The 17,740-nt window shown below is 67.0% G+C and carries 12 protein-coding genes and 9 pseudogenes; 13 read left to right on the top strand and 8 right to left on the bottom strand.

Annotation, left to right across the window (positions count from 1 at the left end; all coding sequences use genetic code 11):
* Nucleotides 1-461 precede the first annotated feature (461 nt).
* Nucleotides 462-710 carry a TetR/AcrR family transcriptional regulator gene (locus tag ACZ4AA_RS36765; RefSeq protein WP_467612515.1) on the bottom strand — a complete coding sequence of 83 codons (249 nt, stop codon included), beginning with the start codon at nt 708-710 and terminating at the stop codon, nt 462-464.
* Between the two features lie 572 nt (nt 711-1,282).
* Between ACZ4AA_RS36765 and ACZ4AA_RS36760 the strand changes: the two genes are divergently transcribed.
* The 3 genes from ACZ4AA_RS36760 (at nt 1,283) to ACZ4AA_RS36750 (ending at nt 4,232) form a co-directional block, all read left to right on the top strand.
* The gene (locus ACZ4AA_RS36760) at nt 1,283-2,737 is read left to right on the top strand and encodes an MFS transporter (protein WP_467612512.1); all 1,455 of its coding nucleotides are present in this window, start codon (nt 1,283-1,285) and stop codon (nt 2,735-2,737) included.
* Between the two features lie 392 nt (nt 2,738-3,129).
* A complete protein-coding gene (locus ACZ4AA_RS36755; RefSeq protein ID WP_467612509.1) occupies nt 3,130-3,633 on the top strand; it encodes a winged helix-turn-helix transcriptional regulator in 504 nt (167 codons plus the stop codon).
* Nucleotides 3,630-4,232: a TetR/AcrR family transcriptional regulator gene (locus tag ACZ4AA_RS36750; RefSeq protein WP_467612506.1), complete on the top strand. Its 603-nt coding sequence runs from the start codon at nt 3,630-3,632 to the stop codon at nt 4,230-4,232. Before ACZ4AA_RS36755 ends, ACZ4AA_RS36750 begins: the two co-directional genes overlap by 4 nt.
* Nucleotides 4,233-4,248: 16 nt before the next feature.
* Here ACZ4AA_RS36750 and ACZ4AA_RS36745 read toward each other — a convergent pair.
* Nucleotides 4,249-4,711, bottom strand: a pseudogene (locus tag ACZ4AA_RS36745) (transposase); the annotation flags it as partial.
* A gap of 1,116 nt (nt 4,712-5,827) precedes the next feature.
* Here ACZ4AA_RS36745 and ACZ4AA_RS36740 point away from each other — a divergent pair.
* A complete protein-coding gene (locus ACZ4AA_RS36740; RefSeq protein WP_467612503.1) occupies nt 5,828-7,492 on the top strand; it encodes a lytic transglycosylase domain-containing protein in 1,665 nt (554 codons plus the stop codon).
* Between the two features lie 373 nt (nt 7,493-7,865).
* Here ACZ4AA_RS36740 and ACZ4AA_RS36735 read toward each other — a convergent pair whose 3' ends face one another.
* Nucleotides 7,866-8,321: an ATP-binding protein gene (locus ACZ4AA_RS36735; RefSeq protein WP_467612500.1), complete on the bottom strand. Its 456-nt coding sequence runs from the start codon at nt 8,319-8,321 to the stop codon at nt 7,866-7,868.
* A gap of 311 nt (nt 8,322-8,632) precedes the next feature.
* Here ACZ4AA_RS36735 and ACZ4AA_RS36730 point away from each other — a divergent pair.
* A pseudogene (locus ACZ4AA_RS36730) lies at nt 8,633-8,818 on the top strand (IS5/IS1182 family transposase); the annotation flags it as partial.
* A gap of 33 nt (nt 8,819-8,851) precedes the next feature.
* Here ACZ4AA_RS36730 and ACZ4AA_RS36725 read toward each other — a convergent pair.
* On the bottom strand, nt 8,852-9,409 hold the full coding sequence (locus ACZ4AA_RS36725; protein ID WP_467612497.1) for a GNAT family N-acetyltransferase: 558 nt from the start codon (nt 9,407-9,409) through the stop codon (nt 8,852-8,854).
* A 400-nt stretch (nt 9,410-9,809) separates the two neighbouring features.
* Complete coding sequence (locus tag ACZ4AA_RS36720) at nt 9,810-10,424, bottom strand: TetR/AcrR family transcriptional regulator (protein ID WP_467612522.1); 615 nt, start codon at nt 10,422-10,424, stop codon at nt 9,810-9,812.
* 120 nt (nt 10,425-10,544) lie between these two features.
* Between ACZ4AA_RS36720 and ACZ4AA_RS36715 the strand changes: the two genes are divergently transcribed.
* The 6 genes and pseudogenes from ACZ4AA_RS36715 to ACZ4AA_RS36690 all read left to right on the top strand — a co-directional run bounded on the left by ACZ4AA_RS36715 (nt 10,545) and on the right by ACZ4AA_RS36690 (nt 15,059).
* Nucleotides 10,545-11,675 carry an FAD-dependent oxidoreductase gene (locus tag ACZ4AA_RS36715; protein WP_467612494.1) on the top strand — a complete coding sequence of 377 codons (1,131 nt, stop codon included), beginning with the start codon at nt 10,545-10,547 and terminating at the stop codon, nt 11,673-11,675.
* 289 nt (nt 11,676-11,964) lie between these two features.
* Nucleotides 11,965-13,217: pseudogene (locus tag ACZ4AA_RS36710) on the top strand (IS3 family transposase).
* Nucleotides 13,218-13,661: 444 nt separating this feature from the next.
* Nucleotides 13,662-13,805: a hypothetical protein gene (locus ACZ4AA_RS36705; RefSeq protein ID WP_467612491.1), complete on the top strand. Its 144-nt coding sequence runs from the start codon at nt 13,662-13,664 to the stop codon at nt 13,803-13,805.
* 461 nt (nt 13,806-14,266) lie between these two features.
* A pseudogene (locus ACZ4AA_RS36700) lies at nt 14,267-14,559 on the top strand (IS630 family transposase); the annotation flags it as partial.
* Between the two features lie 95 nt (nt 14,560-14,654).
* A pseudogene (locus ACZ4AA_RS36695) lies at nt 14,655-14,814 on the top strand (IS5/IS1182 family transposase); the annotation flags it as partial.
* 107 nt (nt 14,815-14,921) lie between these two features.
* Nucleotides 14,922-15,059 carry a hypothetical protein gene (locus ACZ4AA_RS36690; RefSeq protein WP_467612488.1) on the top strand — a complete coding sequence of 46 codons (138 nt, stop codon included), beginning with the start codon at nt 14,922-14,924 and terminating at the stop codon, nt 15,057-15,059.
* 312 nt (nt 15,060-15,371) lie between these two features.
* Here the strand turns inward: ACZ4AA_RS36690 and ACZ4AA_RS36685 are convergent, their stop codons facing one another.
* The gene (locus tag ACZ4AA_RS36685) at nt 15,372-15,953 is read right to left on the bottom strand and encodes a TetR/AcrR family transcriptional regulator (RefSeq protein WP_467612485.1); all 582 of its coding nucleotides are present in this window, start codon (nt 15,951-15,953) and stop codon (nt 15,372-15,374) included.
* A 148-nt stretch (nt 15,954-16,101) separates the two neighbouring features.
* Between ACZ4AA_RS36685 and ACZ4AA_RS36680 the strand changes: the two are divergent.
* Nucleotides 16,102-16,608: pseudogene (locus ACZ4AA_RS36680) on the top strand (GtrA family protein); the annotation flags it as partial.
* A gap of 298 nt (nt 16,609-16,906) precedes the next feature.
* Nucleotides 16,907-17,104: pseudogene (locus tag ACZ4AA_RS36675) on the top strand (transposase); the annotation flags it as partial.
* A 78-nt stretch (nt 17,105-17,182) separates the two neighbouring features.
* Here the strand turns inward: ACZ4AA_RS36675 and ACZ4AA_RS36670 are convergent.
* Both ACZ4AA_RS36670 and ACZ4AA_RS36665 read right to left on the bottom strand, forming a co-directional pair.
* Nucleotides 17,183-17,299 (bottom strand): annotated as a pseudogene (locus ACZ4AA_RS36670) (transposase); the annotation flags it as partial.
* Nucleotides 17,300-17,456: 157 nt separating this feature from the next.
* A pseudogene (locus tag ACZ4AA_RS36665) lies at nt 17,457-17,654 on the bottom strand (transposase); the annotation flags it as partial.
* Nucleotides 17,655-17,740 lie beyond the last annotated feature (86 nt).

Raw genomic sequence — 17,740 nt, 5'->3', positions numbered from 1 at the left:
CGCCCGCTGGGCATCAGTGACCGACAACGGCGGAATCCTCGGACCCGGACGACTCATGCCCGACTAACGACGAACCTCTGACTCAGGTCACTAGCTGTGCGTCTCGTGATGCCCCGGTATCGGACGGCACCTGCGGAAGAGTCATCCGCGAAAGAACGCTGACCCCGACAGGGGACGGCCATTGAGAGGACGTCGTCCTGGACACGCGGTGGAGCGGAGGTGAGACCGCCCGCCCGATCCGTCTGGATCGGGCGGGCGGTTTTCCTCGTGGTGCGTAACAGCGCTCCTCGAAGAACGTTTTGTCCGGCCGGTCATGTTTGGCTCCGGGTTTGGCCTCGTCGTTTCACTTGGGGATGACTGACGCTGGGGCGGAGATACGAAAGTGGTTCAGGGGGTGGATGGGGGCGACTGCAGGATGCTGCGGATGGCAGGCGTATGGGCGACGACGACTTCCTCTGGTGTCATGCGCCTGGGATTCGCAGCATTTGGCGGGTGAGTGCGAGGCCTGGCAGCTGGGTGGAGATCGGGCCGACCTTCCCGGAATGGGCTTCGCCGAGGGCGGGAGCGACCTGGCCGGCAAAGATCTCCCGCATGCGCTGGGCGGCCTGACTGTTGGTGACGGCGGATCGCAGCAGGAGGAACAGAGCGTCGTCGGCGCCGTCATGTTCCCAGCGCTGCAGGAAGTGCAGCGATGACCTCGGCGAGTTCATCGGCCGGGGTGGTGGACAGATCGGGAAGGTTCAGGTCGATGTCGAGTACGGCGTCGAGGATGGCTGCCCGCGTGCGAGCGGCGCGGTGCGGGGGCTTTTCCGGGTTCGCATACTTCCATGCCAACGGACGTAGGCCACCACGCGTTGACTTTCCAGGGCGCAGAGTGCATTCTTTCAACATGCGTTGGCCAACGCTTGTTGGCTAAGCGATGTGGGGGCAAGCCGAGTCTCGTGATGAGCGTGCTTCTGCTACGTCTTCCCAGCTCAAGGGACAGGCCGTGGCAGCCGACTCGGCGGATGGCGGCACGATGCTCCCCGAAAAATGTGGCCGGGTAACCGCCATCAACCTCGATACAAGGTCGCACGCTTTGCGTGCGGGACCCACCGACCCTGCGCTCCGCTCCACGCCGCTCCCTGGCGGCATCGGGTCCACCTGCGGTAGCAGCGCAACACAGCAGCCGGAAAGGACGCCTCTCATGAATCGGCGCCTCACACCCCGAGGCCAAAAGGTAGTACGTCACGGCGCAGTCCTGGCCGTCACCTGCCTGGCCCTGGCAACCGTCGTATCGGCCATGGCGTCGCTCAACGTGGCTCTGCCCGACATCGCCCGTGAAACGCACGCGAGCCAGACGCAGCTGTCATGGATCATCGACGCCTACAGCCTGGTTTTCGCCGCTCTCCTGCTGCTCGCCGCAACCCTGGGCGACCGATTCGGACGGCGCAGGGCTCTCCTGGGCGGTCTGGCACTGTTCGGAGGCGGCTCGATCGCCGCGACGTTCTCTTCGGAACCGGCAGTGCTGATCACTCTGAGGGCTGTGCTCGGCGTGGCGGCCGCATTCGTCATGCCGGCCACGCTGTCCACGATCACCACTACCTTCCCGCGTGAGCAAAGGACGCGTGCGGTCAGTGTCTGGGCGGCCGTCGCAGGAGCGAGCGCCGTACTGGGCCTGCTCGCCTCCGGGGCCGTGCTTGAAGTGTGGTCCTGGCGCTCGGTCTTCTGGCTGAACGTCATTCTGGCGGTCGTCGCCTTCATAGGTACCTACATCTTCGTACCGGAATCCGCCGAGCCTGAAAAACAGCGCGTCGACGCAGTCGGAGCAACGCTCACTGTGGTGGGCCTGGGAATCCTGGTCTACTCAGTCATCCAGGCACCCGAGCACGGCTGGGCGAGCGCCCGAACTCTGGCCGGCATCACTCTCGGGCTCGTCGTGCTCGCTGGCTTCGTCGCCTGGGAACTGCGTCACCCCCACCCCCTGCTGGACCCGCGACTGTTCCGCAACAAGCTCTTCGCCGCAGGAACCCTGTCGATCACGCTCCAGTTCTTCGCCTTCTTCGGCTTCATCTTCGTCGTCATGCAGTACCTCCAGCTCGTCCGGGGCGACAGCGCGTTGGTGGCTGCACTGAGCGTGCTGCCCATGTCCGCCGCCATGATCCCGAGCGCCCGACTGGCGCCGAAGCTGGCAGCGAAATTCGGGGCACGCCGTCCCTGGCTCGTGGGCCTGATCGCCGTTGCCGTCGGCCTGGCCGTGCTCGCCGAACTCGACCAGAGCAGCTCCTACTGGCTGATCCTGACCGGTCTGATCCCCCTGGGTGCAGGCATGGGTCTGGCCATGACGCCCGCCACCGCGGCCATCACCGAGGCACTGCCGTCCCGCCTGCAGAATGTCGGCTCCGCGGTCAACGACCTGTCCCGCGAACTGGGCGGAGCTCTGGGCATCGCCGTTCTCGGCAGCGCGCTGAACGCCGGCTACCGCGACACGCTCGACTTCGGCGCAGTTCCCTCGCCCATCGAGGAGGCGGCCCGCTCGTCCCTCGCAGCAGCCAACGCTGTGGGAACCAAGACGGGCAACGTCTCGCTGATCGACAACGCGCGTGAAGCCTTCGCCTCCGGCCTGCATCTCGCTCTGCTCACGGGAGCCGGAGCGGCAGTCCTCGGAGCGATTGCCGTGGCTCTCCTCCTGCGGAACAAGCCCACCCGGGCACCCGCACCTACCGACGCCGAACTCACCACGACCGGGAAGGGATGAGGCCGACACATCGGTGGTGAGGCAGCAGGGCAGTCATTGCCAGGCGGTCTCACCACAAACGTGGTTCGCATTTTCGGTGCCACAACCAAGACGATCGCGATGGTCCAAGGGCCGCGACACAAGGCGCTCTACGCCACGTTCGCGGCCCTTGGACACCAGGCCGGGATCCGGAGATTGAAGCTCTGACACCACAACTGCAAGGCGCGGGCGCCGCCGCCACGGCTTACGGGCGGCCGGGAACGTGCCGGGGCCGCAACCTTGGGTCCGCCGGCACGCTTCGACAGCATCTTCCAGCCCGGTCACGACTCCGATACCGACCAACCGCCCAGGCACTGGACCCGCATGCAACGCCTTGAAGACATCGCCTTGCGCCGCAGGGAAAGGGGCCTGCTATGACCATCCCGCCGTCTGTTCCACCGACGGACTCGTTCGCATCCTCGCAGCACATCCAAGGGGTTGCAGCCCTGACTCATGCCCTCGCAATGCTGGGGACACCCGGAGTCGGCCCGATCATCGCAGCGTTGGGGCACGGGCCAGCGGACTTTGCGCAGCTCCGTGACCGTGTTTCAGGGATCGACACAGAAGCGCTCGCCCTGCGCCTGGCGCAGATGGCTGCCGCTGGCCTGGTGACCCGAACGGTCGCACAGGACGCGTCACGCCAGGTGTTCTACACGCTGGACACCCACGGCAGAGCGCTCCTTATCCCGCTGGCCGCCCTCTGGATATGGGCTGAAGAACATCTGAGCCTCAATGGCTCCCGTCCTGTTGGGGGCGCAGCGGACAACGGGGGCTGGTGCAACCGGCCTGCCACGCCTCGCCCTGACGTGGCGGACGGAGGCGATGCGGGCAGTCGCCCGCAGGACGGCAGCCATGCTGAGCGTGGTGGTCAGCAATGACGAGCAGGTCTCGTGGGCGGCCCTCCGGTCGCTCCGACACCAAGGAACGTATCCTGACGGCAGCACGCACATCGTTCCTGCGACACGGTTACAACGCGACGACTATGCGGGTAATCGGGGCGGCTGCCGATGTGGACCAAGCGCTCATCAGCTACTACTTCGGATCCAAGCAGGGGCTGTTCGGGTCCGCCATGTCTCTGGAGACGACCCCCGGCCAGATCATGGAGCGCGCCCTGCGTGGCACGCCTGAGCATTTGCCCCAGGCGATCCTGGAGGCATTGATCGACGCATGGGACAACCCCGAGGTTGGCCCACCTCTGATTCTGCTGGTCACCCGTGCGCAGGCGGACCCGGCTCTCCAACGCGCCCTCGGAGAGTACGTCCAGCGAGAGTTGACCGGCCGTCTGGCAGCACACATCGGCGGCAGACGCGCTGCCGAACGGGCCGGAAACGCCCTGACAGCGACGCTTGGAGTGATCATCAGCCGGTACGTGCTGAAACTGCATCCCCTCGCCACGATGGAAGCCGAGCGCGTGGTGCAACTACTGATACCCAGTCTGACCGCCGCTCTTCAACAGTCCGATGTGACGCTTGACTGACCGTTTCGGAATGAGGTTTGAGTCGTCTCAAGCAGATGATGCTGCAAGCGAGTTGGAGACATCCGAGGTGGAGGTCGGCACGTATCTCGTAGCGGATGCGGAGTCGTTTGAACTGGTGAGGCCAGGCGAAGGGGCGCTCGACGACCCATCGTGTCCGGCCCAGGCCGGAGCCATGTGAGGCTCCACGGCGGGCGATCTTGGGTGTGATGCCGCGAGCTCGGATGAGGCGGCGTTACTCGTCGAAGTCGTAGCCGCGCCCGGCGAACAGCCGTCGCGGCCGACGTATGTGCCTCAGACCTTGGCGATCTGGAGTGCCAGGTGCCCCGCACCTCCGGCCACCGCAAAGATGAGAGCACGCTGACCGTTGGTGAAACCAGCCACGGTGACGAGGGTCTGCCCCCTGGAACGTTGATGCCGCAACCGACGTGCATCACGGGCCTTCCGTCGGCCAGGTGCGGTTCACAACCGGGATTTGATCTCACCTGAGCACTGATTGCTCAAGTCCACCTGCGGGGTGGCGTTGAGGATGGCTTCCCGAGGCGCACTCGCCTCACTCGACGTGCCGCGCTCTCGGCCGGCCCTGCCAAGGAATGGTGCACTTGAATCGAACCCGCAAGGCTCTTGCGGTGGCGGCTGTGGCCGCTGCCGCGGTGTCTGTCCCGACGCTGGCTCACGCCGATGCTGTGGGCACCCCCACAGACGGAAACCACTCGGTGACGGCAAGTCGGTCCGTCAGCCCTGACATGGACCCTGGCGGCGGCGGGGGCAGGCTCCTGCCCGCCGTGTATCACCTCAGCCTCGGCAAGACCATGGACCCTGGCGGCGGCGGAGGGTGACGGAGATGGGGGCAGCCCCACCCCCTGTTGTTGAGCGCCACGGACCGAGGGCGGGAGAGAGCCGCATTCGACGGAGCCCTCCACATCGTGGGCGTCCCGGCCAGGGGCGCGGCTCCGTATGAGGACATCCACGCCGTGGAGTATCGAGGCCACGTCCCGGGTGTGCCCGACGCGGAAGACCGTAGGCAGGGGCCATAGGACAGCGTCGGCACACGAAGCAGCCGTTCCGGGGACACAGTCTGCCCCTGTCGGTTGATCATTGGGAGCGGATCATGCCTAACAAGGAGCCCGTGACCCCGCCCTGCGCAGGGGGCTCGGCCGTTCCGCGCGCTGGGTGCGCCGCGTCGCCGTCGTAGCCCTGCTGAAGGCGCGAGCAACCTCCGGCCCGAGGCAACCAACCTCGGTCCGTGCCTGAAGAGGTTCGCGTGGGTCTCGGGATGATCGTCACACGCGACGGGTGTGCTGACCTCGGAGTCCTTCGCGCGCTTCGCGCTGGTCGGTTCCGCCGCGCCCCTGCCGGTACGGGACCGACGCGGTCAACCGCGACGGGCGGACGCTGCAGCAACATCACCGTCGAGTCGGCCGCGCGGCCGTCAACCTGTACGTACTCCGGCCGCGAACACATTGGCCAGGCCCGGACGTTGATGGCCAGACATTGCCCTAGGGGCGCCTGGGCCGCTGTGCCGGGGGAGCGGGCCAGGCACAGAAGATTTCGAGAGGCGGCGGCTCGGCCGGCCGTCGGTGGGAGGGGTTCACTCAATGGCGGCGCAATTCGGCAGGAGGCTGCGCAAGGGCGCGGCTGCCACCGCTGTGGTCGCGGTCGCGGTCGCGGCTCTGTCCGCCTCGCAGGCCCCGGGAGTGAGCACCGACGGCAACGGCAGACAGAGGGCCGGTGTTCACACCGACGCGAACGCGGATAAGTGGACCGCGAGTGGCAGCACGCTCTACTTCACGGATCTTCCACCGCTCGAGAGCCTAAAGCCCGCACCGACCACGGGCAGGGGCGCGGCAGGCGCGGCGCAAGCGGGTATCCCCGCGAGTGTGCTGGCCGCCTACAAGCGGGCCGAGGCGTCGCTGCGCGAGGCGAAGCCGGCCTGCAATCTTCCCTGGCAGCTCCTCGCCGCGATCGGCAAGGTCGAGTCGGGCCAGGCCCGCGGAGGCCGCGTCGACGCGAACGGCACCACCCTCTCGCCGATCCTCGGCCCGGTCCTGAACGGCAACGGCTTCGCCAGCATCAAGGACACCGACCACGGCGCGTACGACGGCGACAGCACGTACGACCGGGCCGTCGGGCCCATGCAGTTCATCCCCTCCACCTGGGAATGGGCCGGCCGCGACGGCAACGGCGACGGCAAGAAGGACCCCAACAACGTCTACGACGCGGCGCTGGCCGCCGGGCACTACCTGTGCCGCTTCGACCACGACATGTCGGTCCAGGCGCAGCTGAACGCGGCGATCCTCAGCTACAACAACTCGACGGCGTACCTGAACACCGTCCTGTCGTGGCTGGAGTACTACCGCAAGGGCACGCACGAGATCCCCAACGACACCGGCACGCTGCCCTCGCACCACAGCGACCAGCCAGCCTCGCCGAGCCCCGGCCCCACACCCTCGGCGCCCACGGCCCCGCCGAGCGGCGGCCCTGAGAGCCCCGCCCCCGAGCCGTCCAAGCCCTCCAAGCCGTCCCAGCCCACACCGTCCCCGACGAGCCCACCCACCTCCCCGCCGACGTCCACCGAGACGGTGGACCACCTGGCGGACCGGGGGACCGGCGAGCTCACGGCGACGGCCGGCGACACCTTCGCGCGGAAGATCACCGTGCGGACCGAGGACGACGCCGGCAAGCCTGTGGCCAAGGTCCGTGTGAGGTTCACCGTCATCGGCGACACGGACACCACCTTCACGGGCGGCGAGAGCGTGGCGACCGTGGTCACCGACTGGCTGGGCACGGCCACCGCGCCCGCGCTCGTGGCCGGGGAGAAGACCGGTGACGTCACCGTCCGCGCCACCGTCGTGGGCCGCGTCATGTCCGGCCTCGACTACACGGCGACCGTCACCGCCCGTCAGGCCGACGCCCTGGCCCGCACCGCCGACACCGCGCCGACCTGTGTGCCGGGCGGCGAGTTCGCCGAGCAGATCGAGGTGAAGGCCACCTATAAGGGCGCAGCCGCGGGCAAGGTCGCGGCCACCGCGACCCTCGTCAAGTCCGCCGACGACGCTGGCGAGAACGACAAGGGCCCCTACTTCAAGGACGCCGACGGCAAGACCGTCCGCACCCTTACCGACCTCACCACCGACGCGGACGGCCTGCTCAAACTGCCGAAGTTGTACGCCGACGACACCACCGGCACCTACCTCCTCCGCATCACCACCAGGGGAGGAGCGACGCTGACCGTCGAACTGACCGTGGCCGCCACTTCCTAGACCCGCGCCGCCCTACAGCCGTGCTCCGCGAGGCCGCGAACGTGAAGCTCGAAATCGACACCGACCTGGCCGCCCAAAATAATGGTGGGGCAACACTCTTCGATCAGGTCAAAGGCACGCTGGACTCCAGTTCCTGGGGCTAGAAGGTCGACGAGGCGAAGGACGACGCGGTTGCCGCGCCCGACACCACAACCACCAGGAAAGCCAGCCCGGCCTGGGCAATGATTCGTCTCGTGCGGCGGAAGTAGAGACGAGTAAGTCTGTAGAGATACGTGACCACGGGAGCTCCCAAAGGGCTCGATCAGCGCGGGAGGAAAGGGCTGGCCCGGTGCTGCAACCGGATTGCAGACGCGACCTTTAAGGATCATCCAGATCAGGCCGCATCAAGGCTTGCCCAATGGTCGACGATCTCTTCGGTTTCGCGTCCCGCTCCGACTTGGGCGGCGAGAGCCGAGACGATCATGTCGCCGCGGCCGTGTTCATCGGCAGGCCGGGTTGCTACCCAGTTGTCCGGGGTGGCCTGGGAGCCGCCGTCGCTGACATGGATCTGGATAGGTCCGGAACCTTCGGCAGCGGCGTGCAGGTACAGCACGACGGGCGGGAGTGCGTGGGAGACAGCGTTGGTGACGAGCTCGGAAATAACCAGGAGTGTGTCGTAGATCCGGTCGTCGTCCAGTCCCCACGTAGCCAGGACCGAGCGGGACTTGCGACGGGCCAAGGCCGGAGAAAGGGGTCCGTGTTCCAGAGGCAGGACGAACACGCGCTCGCCGGTGGAAGCGGCATGCAGGTCGGGGCGGTGCCCCGGACGTGAGATCTTGGCCTTGTTCATCAGAATCACTGCCTGCGGAGCTGGAATGGATTTCCTGGCCCTTCCAGAACACCTCCAGATGACGGTGAATCCATGAGGAATCCGTACCTATAAGCAGAAAGTCGTGATACCCGGTCGCGCCGCAGGGCTCCCGCCGTGCCGCCAGTGAGGACACAAGACTGCGCCTCCTCGCGGCAGGCGCGATGCAGAGCTCTCCGTGCAGTAGGAGGGCCCAGAACACCGTCCACCGCCGGGGTCGACGAACTCGGGGCATCGACGTGGAAGTTGTCCAACGTGCCCCGGGCGTCAAAGGCTTCAAGGTGATCCCGCGACGCTGGGTCGAGCGGACCTTCGGCTGGCAGAACACCTTCCACTGCCTGGTCTGCTGCTACGAACGCCGCACCACCGTCATCGAAGCGTTCTTCGATCTTGCCGACGCGATCATCACCACGCGCAGCCTGATCCGCCGGGCCTGGACCACCCACCGCTGGGACACACGCCCCCATCGTCGACCATGACCGCGCTCTGACGTCACGACCCCAGCAAGAGCGCTACAAGGGAGAGCGGCCGTTGAGGAGCCTCTGGAACAGCATGTGGTCACGCCACTTGCCATCGATATGCAGGTACTCCGGCGCGGTACCGATCAAGGAGAAGTCGCACTTGGCCAGCACTCGCTGCGATGCCCGATTGGCGATCACCGTGCCTGCCTCCACTCTGTGCAAACCAAGCCGCTCGTCAGCCGCCCGGCAGGCTGCTTGTACGGCCACGGTCGCCAGCCCACGTCCTGCACGCTGGGCATCAACCCAGTATCCGAGATTCGCGCTGCGGAACGGCCCGAGCGCGACATTGGACAACGTCACTGCCCCGACCACTTCGTCCCCAACGGCCAGCACCCATGGAACCGCACGCCCCGCGTCTCGCTCCTTCAACTGGCCACTCACGCGTTCGGCCTGCCCCTGCGCGGTGAAGAAATCCTCGCTCCTACGGGGTTCCCAAGGATGCAGATGATGACGATTGCGCAGATACGCCCGGCACAGCGTTTTGGAATCCGCTGCCTCAAGCGGGCGCATAACAACATCGTCGGTGACAGCCAAAGGGAATGTGATCATCGCGTTACGGTACACCGCCCTCCAGGCGCATCCGAAAAGGCCTGGAGCGGTCACGGCCAGGACCTACCTACCTGCCACCCACTGCCTATCTGCGCGCCCTTCAAGCCGCAGAGTCATCCGCGAATCCACCACAACCGGCGCGACACCTGAAGCTCGAACCGAACAACCTCGGCAGGAAAGAACGCCTCATTTTTTTGGGGGGGGGCTCGATGCCGGCACTACCTTTGCGGGCCATTGCGTACGACAGGCAAAAGGTGCCACTGGCGGCATCATCGATGCTGGCGACCGCAGCCGATGTCATCCCCGCACCATCGAACTGGGCACCCGGTACCACGTCAGCGCCCCACTGCTGGGTATACGGTCACGTTCGCGACTTGCGGTATTCACCGGCGGCCACGCCTCAGCGGGTCGCGTCACCAGCCTCTCCGAACAGCAGCTGGCTCGGCTCGAGTGTGGCCTCGATGGCCGGGGCGAGGCCGTCTTCGATCTCGTCCCGTGTGAGGGCGGTCACTGCAGGAAGGCGCAGCAGGTAGCGGGTCAGTCCTAGGCCGAGGAGTTGGGAGGAGACCAGGCCGGCCCGGCGTGCGGCGAGTTCAGGGCCCAGGGCCGCGGCCAGTGCCGGTGCGATCTGGGTTGCGAAGATCTCGTGCATCCGGGTTGCCGCGTGTTCGTTGGTGACCGCCGAGCGCAGCAGGACCAGCAGTGCGTCGTCGGCCGGGTCGCTCTCCCAGCGCTCGAGGAAGTGCCGCACCAGTGCCCGTGCCAGTTCGTCCGGCGGAACGGCTGTGAGGTCCGGCAGTCGCAGGTCGATGGCCAGCGCCGCGTCGAAGAGCTGTGCCTTGTTGCCGAAATAGCGCATGACCATTGAAGGGTCGATGTCGGCGTCGGAGGCCACGGCGCGGATGGTGGTGCGTTCGTAGCCCTGGGCCGCGAATCGCTCGCGTGCGGCGCGCAGGATCGCGGCCCTGGTTCGATCGGAACGCTTGCCTGTGCTGGTGGTCTCACTGTCCGGCATCATGTCAACAATTGTAGGCCAACGCAGGTTGACTTTCCAGTGGGGGTCAGGGCAATCTGTCAACGGATGTAGGCCAACGTCTGTTGTTTTTCCTTCTGGATGCGAACGGAAGACTCCGCTATGAACACCACCGCACTCCCCGCCCGCACCGAGGTCGCCATCGTCGGCGCCGGCCCCGCCGGCCTCGCGCTCGCCGTCACCCTCGCCGACGCCGGCATCGATTTCGTCGTCCTGGACAAGCTGGCGGAGGGCGCGAACACCTCGCGCGCGGCCGTCGTACACGCCCGCACCCTGGAGGTTCTGGACGAGCTGGGAGCCTCCGAGGAGCTGATCGCGCGCGGCATCCAGGTGACCCGGTTCGCCGTCCGCGACGGCTCCCGCCGGCTGCTGACCGTGCCGTTCGACAGCCTGCCCACGGCCCACCCCTACACGCTGATGGTTCCCCAGTACGAGACCGAGAGTGTGCTGCTGGCCCGGCTGCGGGCGCTCGGCGCCGATGTGCACCGCCCGCACGAGGTCACTTCGGTCGTCCAGGATGAGGACGGCGTCACGTTGACCACGAGCACCGGGCAGATACTGCGTGCAGGGTACGCCGTCGGCACTGACGGCATGCACAGCACCGTGCGCGAAGCGTCGGGCATCGGGTTCACCGGCAGCGCCTACGGCGAGTCCTTCGTGCTCGCCGACGTCGTGATGGACTGGGCTCCGGGCCCCAGCGAGGTGTCGCTCACCTTCGGCACTGCCGGTCTCACCGTCGTCGCGCCGCTCCCCGGCGGTCACTACCGGGTCGTCGCCACCGTGGACGACGCTCCCGACTCTCCCGACCTCGCCTTCGTCCAGCAACTGTTGGACGAACGAGCCCCCGGCCAGGCCAAAGTCAGCGCCTGTGCCTGGTCTTCACGGTTCCGGGTGCACCACCGGGTCGCCGACCAATACAAGGCTGGCCGTGTGCTGCTGGCCGGCGACGCCGCGCATGTGCACAGTCCCGCCGGCGGCCAGGGGATGAACACCGGTATCCAGGACGGCTATGCCCTGGGGCGGGCGTTCGCCACCGGGCAGCTCGACGGCTACGAGGCCCGGCGTCGCCCCGTTGCTCAGCGGGTGGTCGCCTTCACTGACCGGATGACCCGCATCGCCACCACCCATAACGCCATCGTCCGCGGTGTCCGCAACATAGTCCTTCCCCTGCTCGGTCACACCGGCCTGCCCAAGAAGCTCGCCACCGAACTTGCCGAGCTCAACTACCGGTAGAGACAGGCCTCGGGGGAAAAGGCGGTGACGGCGGCGCGCCGTCACCGGCAGGTACGACGCACGACGAGTGTTGCGCGACTGTGGTGGGAGAGGGGCGTCGGGGAACCGGACTGGTGGCCCCGGAGGGAGTCGTGAGGAAGACGGAACCGGCGAAGCAGGGTTGGGCCGGGGTGGTGTGGTCAGACCTGGCAGGAGCTCCAGCGCGTACCAGGCAATCGCCGCACAGTTGCAGTGGCTTGTGAACCGTTCCGGGTTCGGTAGGGACTCGATCGTTTGAGAGGATCGAGTCATGGCACGTCCTTCCCAGTACCCGCTTGAGCTGCGCCGTCGTGCGGTGAGAATGGTCGCCGAGGTGCGGCCCGACTACGACACCGAGTGGGCCGCGATGAAAGCGGTCGCCCAGAAACTGGGCATCGGCACAACCGAGACGCTGCGCAAGTGGGTCCGGCAGGACCAGATCGACGCCGGCGCCCGTCCGGGTACGACGACGGAGGAGTCGGCCGAGCTGAAGCGGCTGAAGAAGGAGAACGCCGAGCTGAAACGGGCGAACGACATCCTGAAGGCTGCGGCATCTTTCTTCGCGGCCGAGCTCGACCGGCCACACACACGCTCGTAGCGTTCATCGACGAGCACAAGGACCGCTTCGGCGGCGTCGAGCCGATCTGCCGGGTCCTCACCGACCACGACTGCAAGATCGCCCCCTCCACCTACTACGCCCACCGCAAACGCCAGACCGCACCCGCGGCCCGCACCCTCCGCGACGCCGAACTGAAGACCCTGATCACTCAGGCCTACGAGACCAACTACCGCGTCTACGGCGCCCGGAAGATCTGGCGGCACCTGAACCGCCAGGAGGTCACGGTGGCCCGCTGCACCGTCGAACGCCTCATGCGCGAACTCCGCATCACCGGTGCGGTCCGCGGCAAGAAGGTGATCACCACGATCCCCGACGCGAGCGCCCAGCGGGCCCCCGACCTCGTGGACCGCGACTTCGTCGCCCCAGCCCCGAACCGCTGCTGGGTCGCCGACTTCACCCACGTCGCCACGTTCGCCGGCGTCGTCTACGTCGCCTTCGTCGTGGACACCTTCTCCCGCCGCATCGTCGGCTGGTCCGCGGCCACCTCGAAGGAGACACGCCTCGTCCTGGACGCCCTGGAGATGGCTCTGTGGCAGCGCGACCGAGACCAACACCCGCACCAGAAAGGCGAGTTGATACACCACAGTGATGCCGGGTCGCAGTACACATCGTTCGCGCTCGCCGAACACCTCGACCGAGCCGGCATCGCCGCGTCGATCGGAACTGTCGGCGACGCCTACGACAACTCCCTGATGGAGTCCACGATCGGACTCTTCAAAACCGAGCTGATCAAGCCTCGCCGCCCATGGAAGACACTGTCCGAGGTCGAGCTGGCAACCGCCGAGTGGGTCGACTGATACTGCCACCGCCGACTCCACGGTGAGATCGGGCACACCCCGCCCGTCGAATACGAGACCAACTACTACCGCGAGACCAGAAAAATCCAGGTCACAGTCAAGATCTAGAGTCTCGATCAAACCCGGAACGGTTCATTGCGTCGCTGGAGGGCATGGGCGGGGAGTTCGAGTGGAAGCTGTACTCGCACGACCGCTCCGCCGACCTCGCCGGGCGGCTCACCGCCCTCCCCGAGACGCTCATGTCAAGGAGATCGCCGCGCTGGCGAAGGGCACCTCGCCGCCGGCTGGCATCCGCTTCGAAACAGTGATCGACGCGGGCGGGTGTCGACCTTCTCGCCGAGGTCGACGAACGTCGCTTCGGCGCCGTCAATACACCTCCGCGTACGCCTGTTGACTCAACTGGGCAGCGATGACGTCCATATGACCGTGGCGAGGGTGAGTGAGCAGGCGGTCAGCGGGACCCGGCTGGAATTCACCCGGGAACGCAGCTTGCGAGTCTGTGGGGCGGCGGAACCGTGAAGGAGTCGGCGCGGCCGCGATATCTACGTGCGCTTGTCGCCCACCGCGCCCGTATCGCCGTCGACCGAGGCCGCCGCCATTCTTCAGGTGGACGCCTCGGAGCAGAGCCGCGCGATTCTGGAGCGGCTCGGCTTTGCGACGTTGAGCGTCATGACGCCGTACCTCATCCAGGGATGATGCAGGACAGGAGAGTTCACGGCTATGAGGGTGCCAGCGTTGGCCTGAGCACCGGCTCGCGGCTGCGGCACCGCGACGTCGGCGAGGCCACTGAGCCTTTCTCCTCAGCGGCCGTCGGCCCGGAGAAGAGAATCCGTTGAGTCGGGGCGCGCACGGGTGCCTTGTCAGTTTCAAGCTGCCGAGGCCACGGCTTCGTCCCGCCGAGTCATCTGCCCACCGTGTGACCAGCCCGTAGCCATCGCGCGGTCTGCTCGGCAACCGATTCAGCTGGATGCAACTGTGCTGACAGAGGCTTTCCACAATGCGGGCGCCGCCGTGCCGCGAGATGAGGAGCAGAACGGCCGCGGCCACACTCAGGTGAATCTGGTCGGCGGGCCGCTTGGTATTCGAGGGCTTTGGCGAGGTCAGCTCGGTTGCGCACGCAGAGTTTGAGAAGGGTGTGCTGGAGGTGATTGTCGACGATACGCACCCACCGCGCCGCCGGGATGAGCAAGTTTACGCAGCCGACCACGAATGGCTCACCATCGTCCAACTGTCTTTCTGTAGACCGGACTTGAATCCCGTGGAAGGCATCTGGTCTCTGCTGCGGCGCGGGCCGATGGCCAACACCGCATTCACCGACCCTGACCATTTCACCCGCACCCTCCGCCGCGGACTTGCCCGCATCCAGCGCCATCCCGGACTCATCGACGGCTGCCTCACCGAGACCGGGCTGACCCTCACCCCAGCCGTGCAGGCCGCGCTCGACGAGTGAGGTGCAGGCGTTGCCCGAGTCGTAGCCGCATCGAGGTGGTCAGTGATCTGGTCAAGCGGCGGTCCCAAGTTCATTCAGCAAGTCGAGTGTTGGGGCAGGCCCCGGCGGGGGGCGAAGTGGCTGGACACTCACTCCGTCGACTACGGAAAGCAGAGCATGAATCGCTCCGGCATGACCGACGGCTATGGCATCCCACTCGGCCGCGTGCTGGCCGGCGCCAACCGCTACGACTCGCCACTGCCGGCCCCAACACTGCTGGCTCCGTCGATGGCGATGTCGTCCAAGGCCAGGTCAACGAGGCGGTCGTAGGCGTCCAGGGGGATTTGTTTCACCCCTCGCTGGCTGCAGACGAAGGTGGGCCTATGGATCAAGCGCAAGGACGGCAGACGGAGTTCGAGTTCCTGGTGGTGAAGGAGGTCGCGCCAGCCGCACTCCTCAAAAGAGCGTGCGGCAGCGGTGTGCGGCTGTGGAGCAGCCATCTCGGCAGTGACCCCCTGTGACGGGAAGGCCGCCGGTGTCTTCGACCAACTGCGCCGCATTCTGCTCGCCGAGCTGAACGAGGTCAGCGAACTCGGCTGGTTGCGCAGGTGCGTGGACGGCTCCCGCGTCCGCGCGAAAGAAGAGGGGAGCCGACATCGGTCCGTCGCCGGTCGGCCGGCGGGAGACGGGCAGCAGACACCGCTTGATCTGCGACGGACGCGGCATCCTGCTCAAGGATCACCATCGCGGCAAACGTCGTCGAGCGGCGGCTGGGGAGCCGTCTTGTTCGCGACGGTTGAGTGAGGAGCGCGGGCTGGCATGGGCGGGCGTGCTCAGTGTTGTCCGAGGGTGGCCCGGATGGCGGGGGCAAGGGTGGAGACGATCTCGTCGGGGGTGAGGCGGGCGACTGCCGGGAGGCGCAGCAGGTAGCGGGTGAGGGCGAGGCCGAGGAGCTGGGTGGAGACCAGGCCGGCCCGGGCGGCAGCCTGTTCAGGGCCGAGTGCTGCAGTGAGGGCGGGGGCGACCTGGGCGGCGAAGATTCCGTGCATGCGTTGCGCGGCGTGGTCGTTGGTGACGGCGGAGCGCAGCAGTAGGAGCAGGGCGTCGTCGTTGCCGTCGTGCTCCCAGCGGTCGAGGAAGTGGCGCACCCAAACCTGGGCAAGGTCGTCTGCTGGGACGCTGGTGAGGTTGGGGAGGTGTAGGTCGACGTCGAGGGCGGCGTCGAAGAGTTGGGCCTTGTTTCCGTAGTAGCGCATGACCATCGAGGGGTCGATGTCGGCGTCGGCGGCGATGGCGCGGATCGTGGTGCGCTCGTAGCCGTGGGCGGCGAAGCGTCGGCGGGCGGCTTCCAGGATGGCTGCCCGGGTGCGGTCGGAGCGCCGGGGGGCTGTGGTGTTTTCGGTTTCCTTCAGCATGCCAACAAACGTAGGCCAACCTGCGTTGACTTTCCAGCCGGGGATGGGCATCCTGTCAACAAGTGATGGCCAACGCTTGTAGGCCACCTGTTCCGCACCCGTCCCGGAGACAAAGGTGCACAGCCCCCGATCCGGAAGGAACATCGCCATGAAGTCGCTGCTCCCCTCGAAGCCCGGTAGGGCGTACGAGGCGCAGCACACAGACCGGACAGAAGTCGGCATAGACAAGGCGCACCGGACAGCGGCCGCTCCCGGCCCGCTCGCCTCCTTCGCCCGGTTCGTCCTGTGCGGCGGCGGTGTCGGTCTCGCGTCCGGCCCGGCCGTGGCACTGCTGGCCACGCTGATGCCCTGGGCGTTGGCGAACGCGCTGGTCACCGCAGTTTCCACCATCCTCTGCACGGAACTCCACGGGCGCTTCACCTTCGAGGCCGGGCGCCATGCCGGATGGCGCCAGCACTGGCAGTCCGCAGGGTCGGCCTCGGCCGCCTACGCGGTGACTTGCGCGGCGATGTTCATCCTGCACTTGATGCAGCCGTCGGCCGGGACGCTGAGCGAGCAGGCCGTCTACCTCAGCGCTTCCGGGCTCGCCGGAATCGGGCGCTTCCTGGTGCTGCGCCTGTTCGTCTTCGCCGTCGCTGGCAGTCCGACCACGGTGCAGGAGAGCAGCCCGGTGGGGGTTCAGGGAGCGAACGAGACCGTGTCTCGGTTCGTCGCGACTCCGGCGTGGCCGAAGGCCATGCAGTCGGTGAGCGAACCATCGTGTGCGGGGCGAGGGCGGCGGCCCTGCCCTCGGCCATCCGGGCCTGCGCACCGATCTCGCCACCGAGCTCAACTACCGATAGACCGGACTCGGCTACAAGACTCCCGCAGAAGTCCACGCCGAGTACGAGAAGTTGCAGGCAGCGGCATAAGGAACCCTCAACACCGCTGTCCGAGAAGCGCAGGGCCCCTCAGTCGCCAAGGCCCTCAAGTCCGTCTACACCGCGCCCGGCGAGGACGCGGCGACGGAGCGGTTCCTGGAGTTCCAGGAGGCGTGGGGCCGCAAGTATCCGGCGATCGTGAAGCTGTGGTCGGACGCCTGGGCCGAGTTCGTGCCCTTCCTCTCCTTCGACGTCGAGATACGCAAGGTCATCTGCAGCACGAACGCGATGACCGATCAAATCGGGTGCTTTCGATGCCTCCTGGTCCGCGACGGTGGTGCGGTGCTGGCGGCTCAGGCGGACTCCCTCGAGCCCGATGGTCCGCATGATCCCCGCGACCCGCTTGTGGTTGACCACCGGGCCGCCCTCGACGGTGATCCTTGGGGCTCCGTAGGTGCCGTTGGAGTTCTGGTGGACCGTGCGTATCCGCTCTGCAAGCCCGGCCTCGACGGTCTGCCGGGCCGCCCTTGCGGCCGCGGTGTGCGGCGCCAGTAGTAGAAGCTCGAGCGGGAGAGGCCGAGGATGTCGCAGAGCCGCTTCACGCCGTGACGGCGCTGGTGGTCGTCAACGAACTGGCAGCGGTTCACCAGCGCGTCTCCGTCGCGAAATACCGGGCCGCCTGGCGCAGGATGTCGCGTTCTTCCTCCAGCCCACGGATCCTCTTCCGGGCAGCGGCCTGCGGCGAGAAGTGGGCGCTGGGGAGGCGCCCGTCGGCGGTCCGGATCCAGTTCCGCAGCGTCTCGGTGTTCACGCCCAGATCAGCAGCGACCGACTTGATCGTCGCTCCCGGCCTCGACCGGTAACGCGACCCCGTCCGCCTTGAACTCGGCGGGGTAGTGCTTCATCCCCACAGGGACTCCGTTCTCC

Source organism: Streptomyces sp. NPDC024698, assembly GCF_055559015.1.
This window is presented reverse-complemented; position numbering and strand designations above follow the sequence as displayed.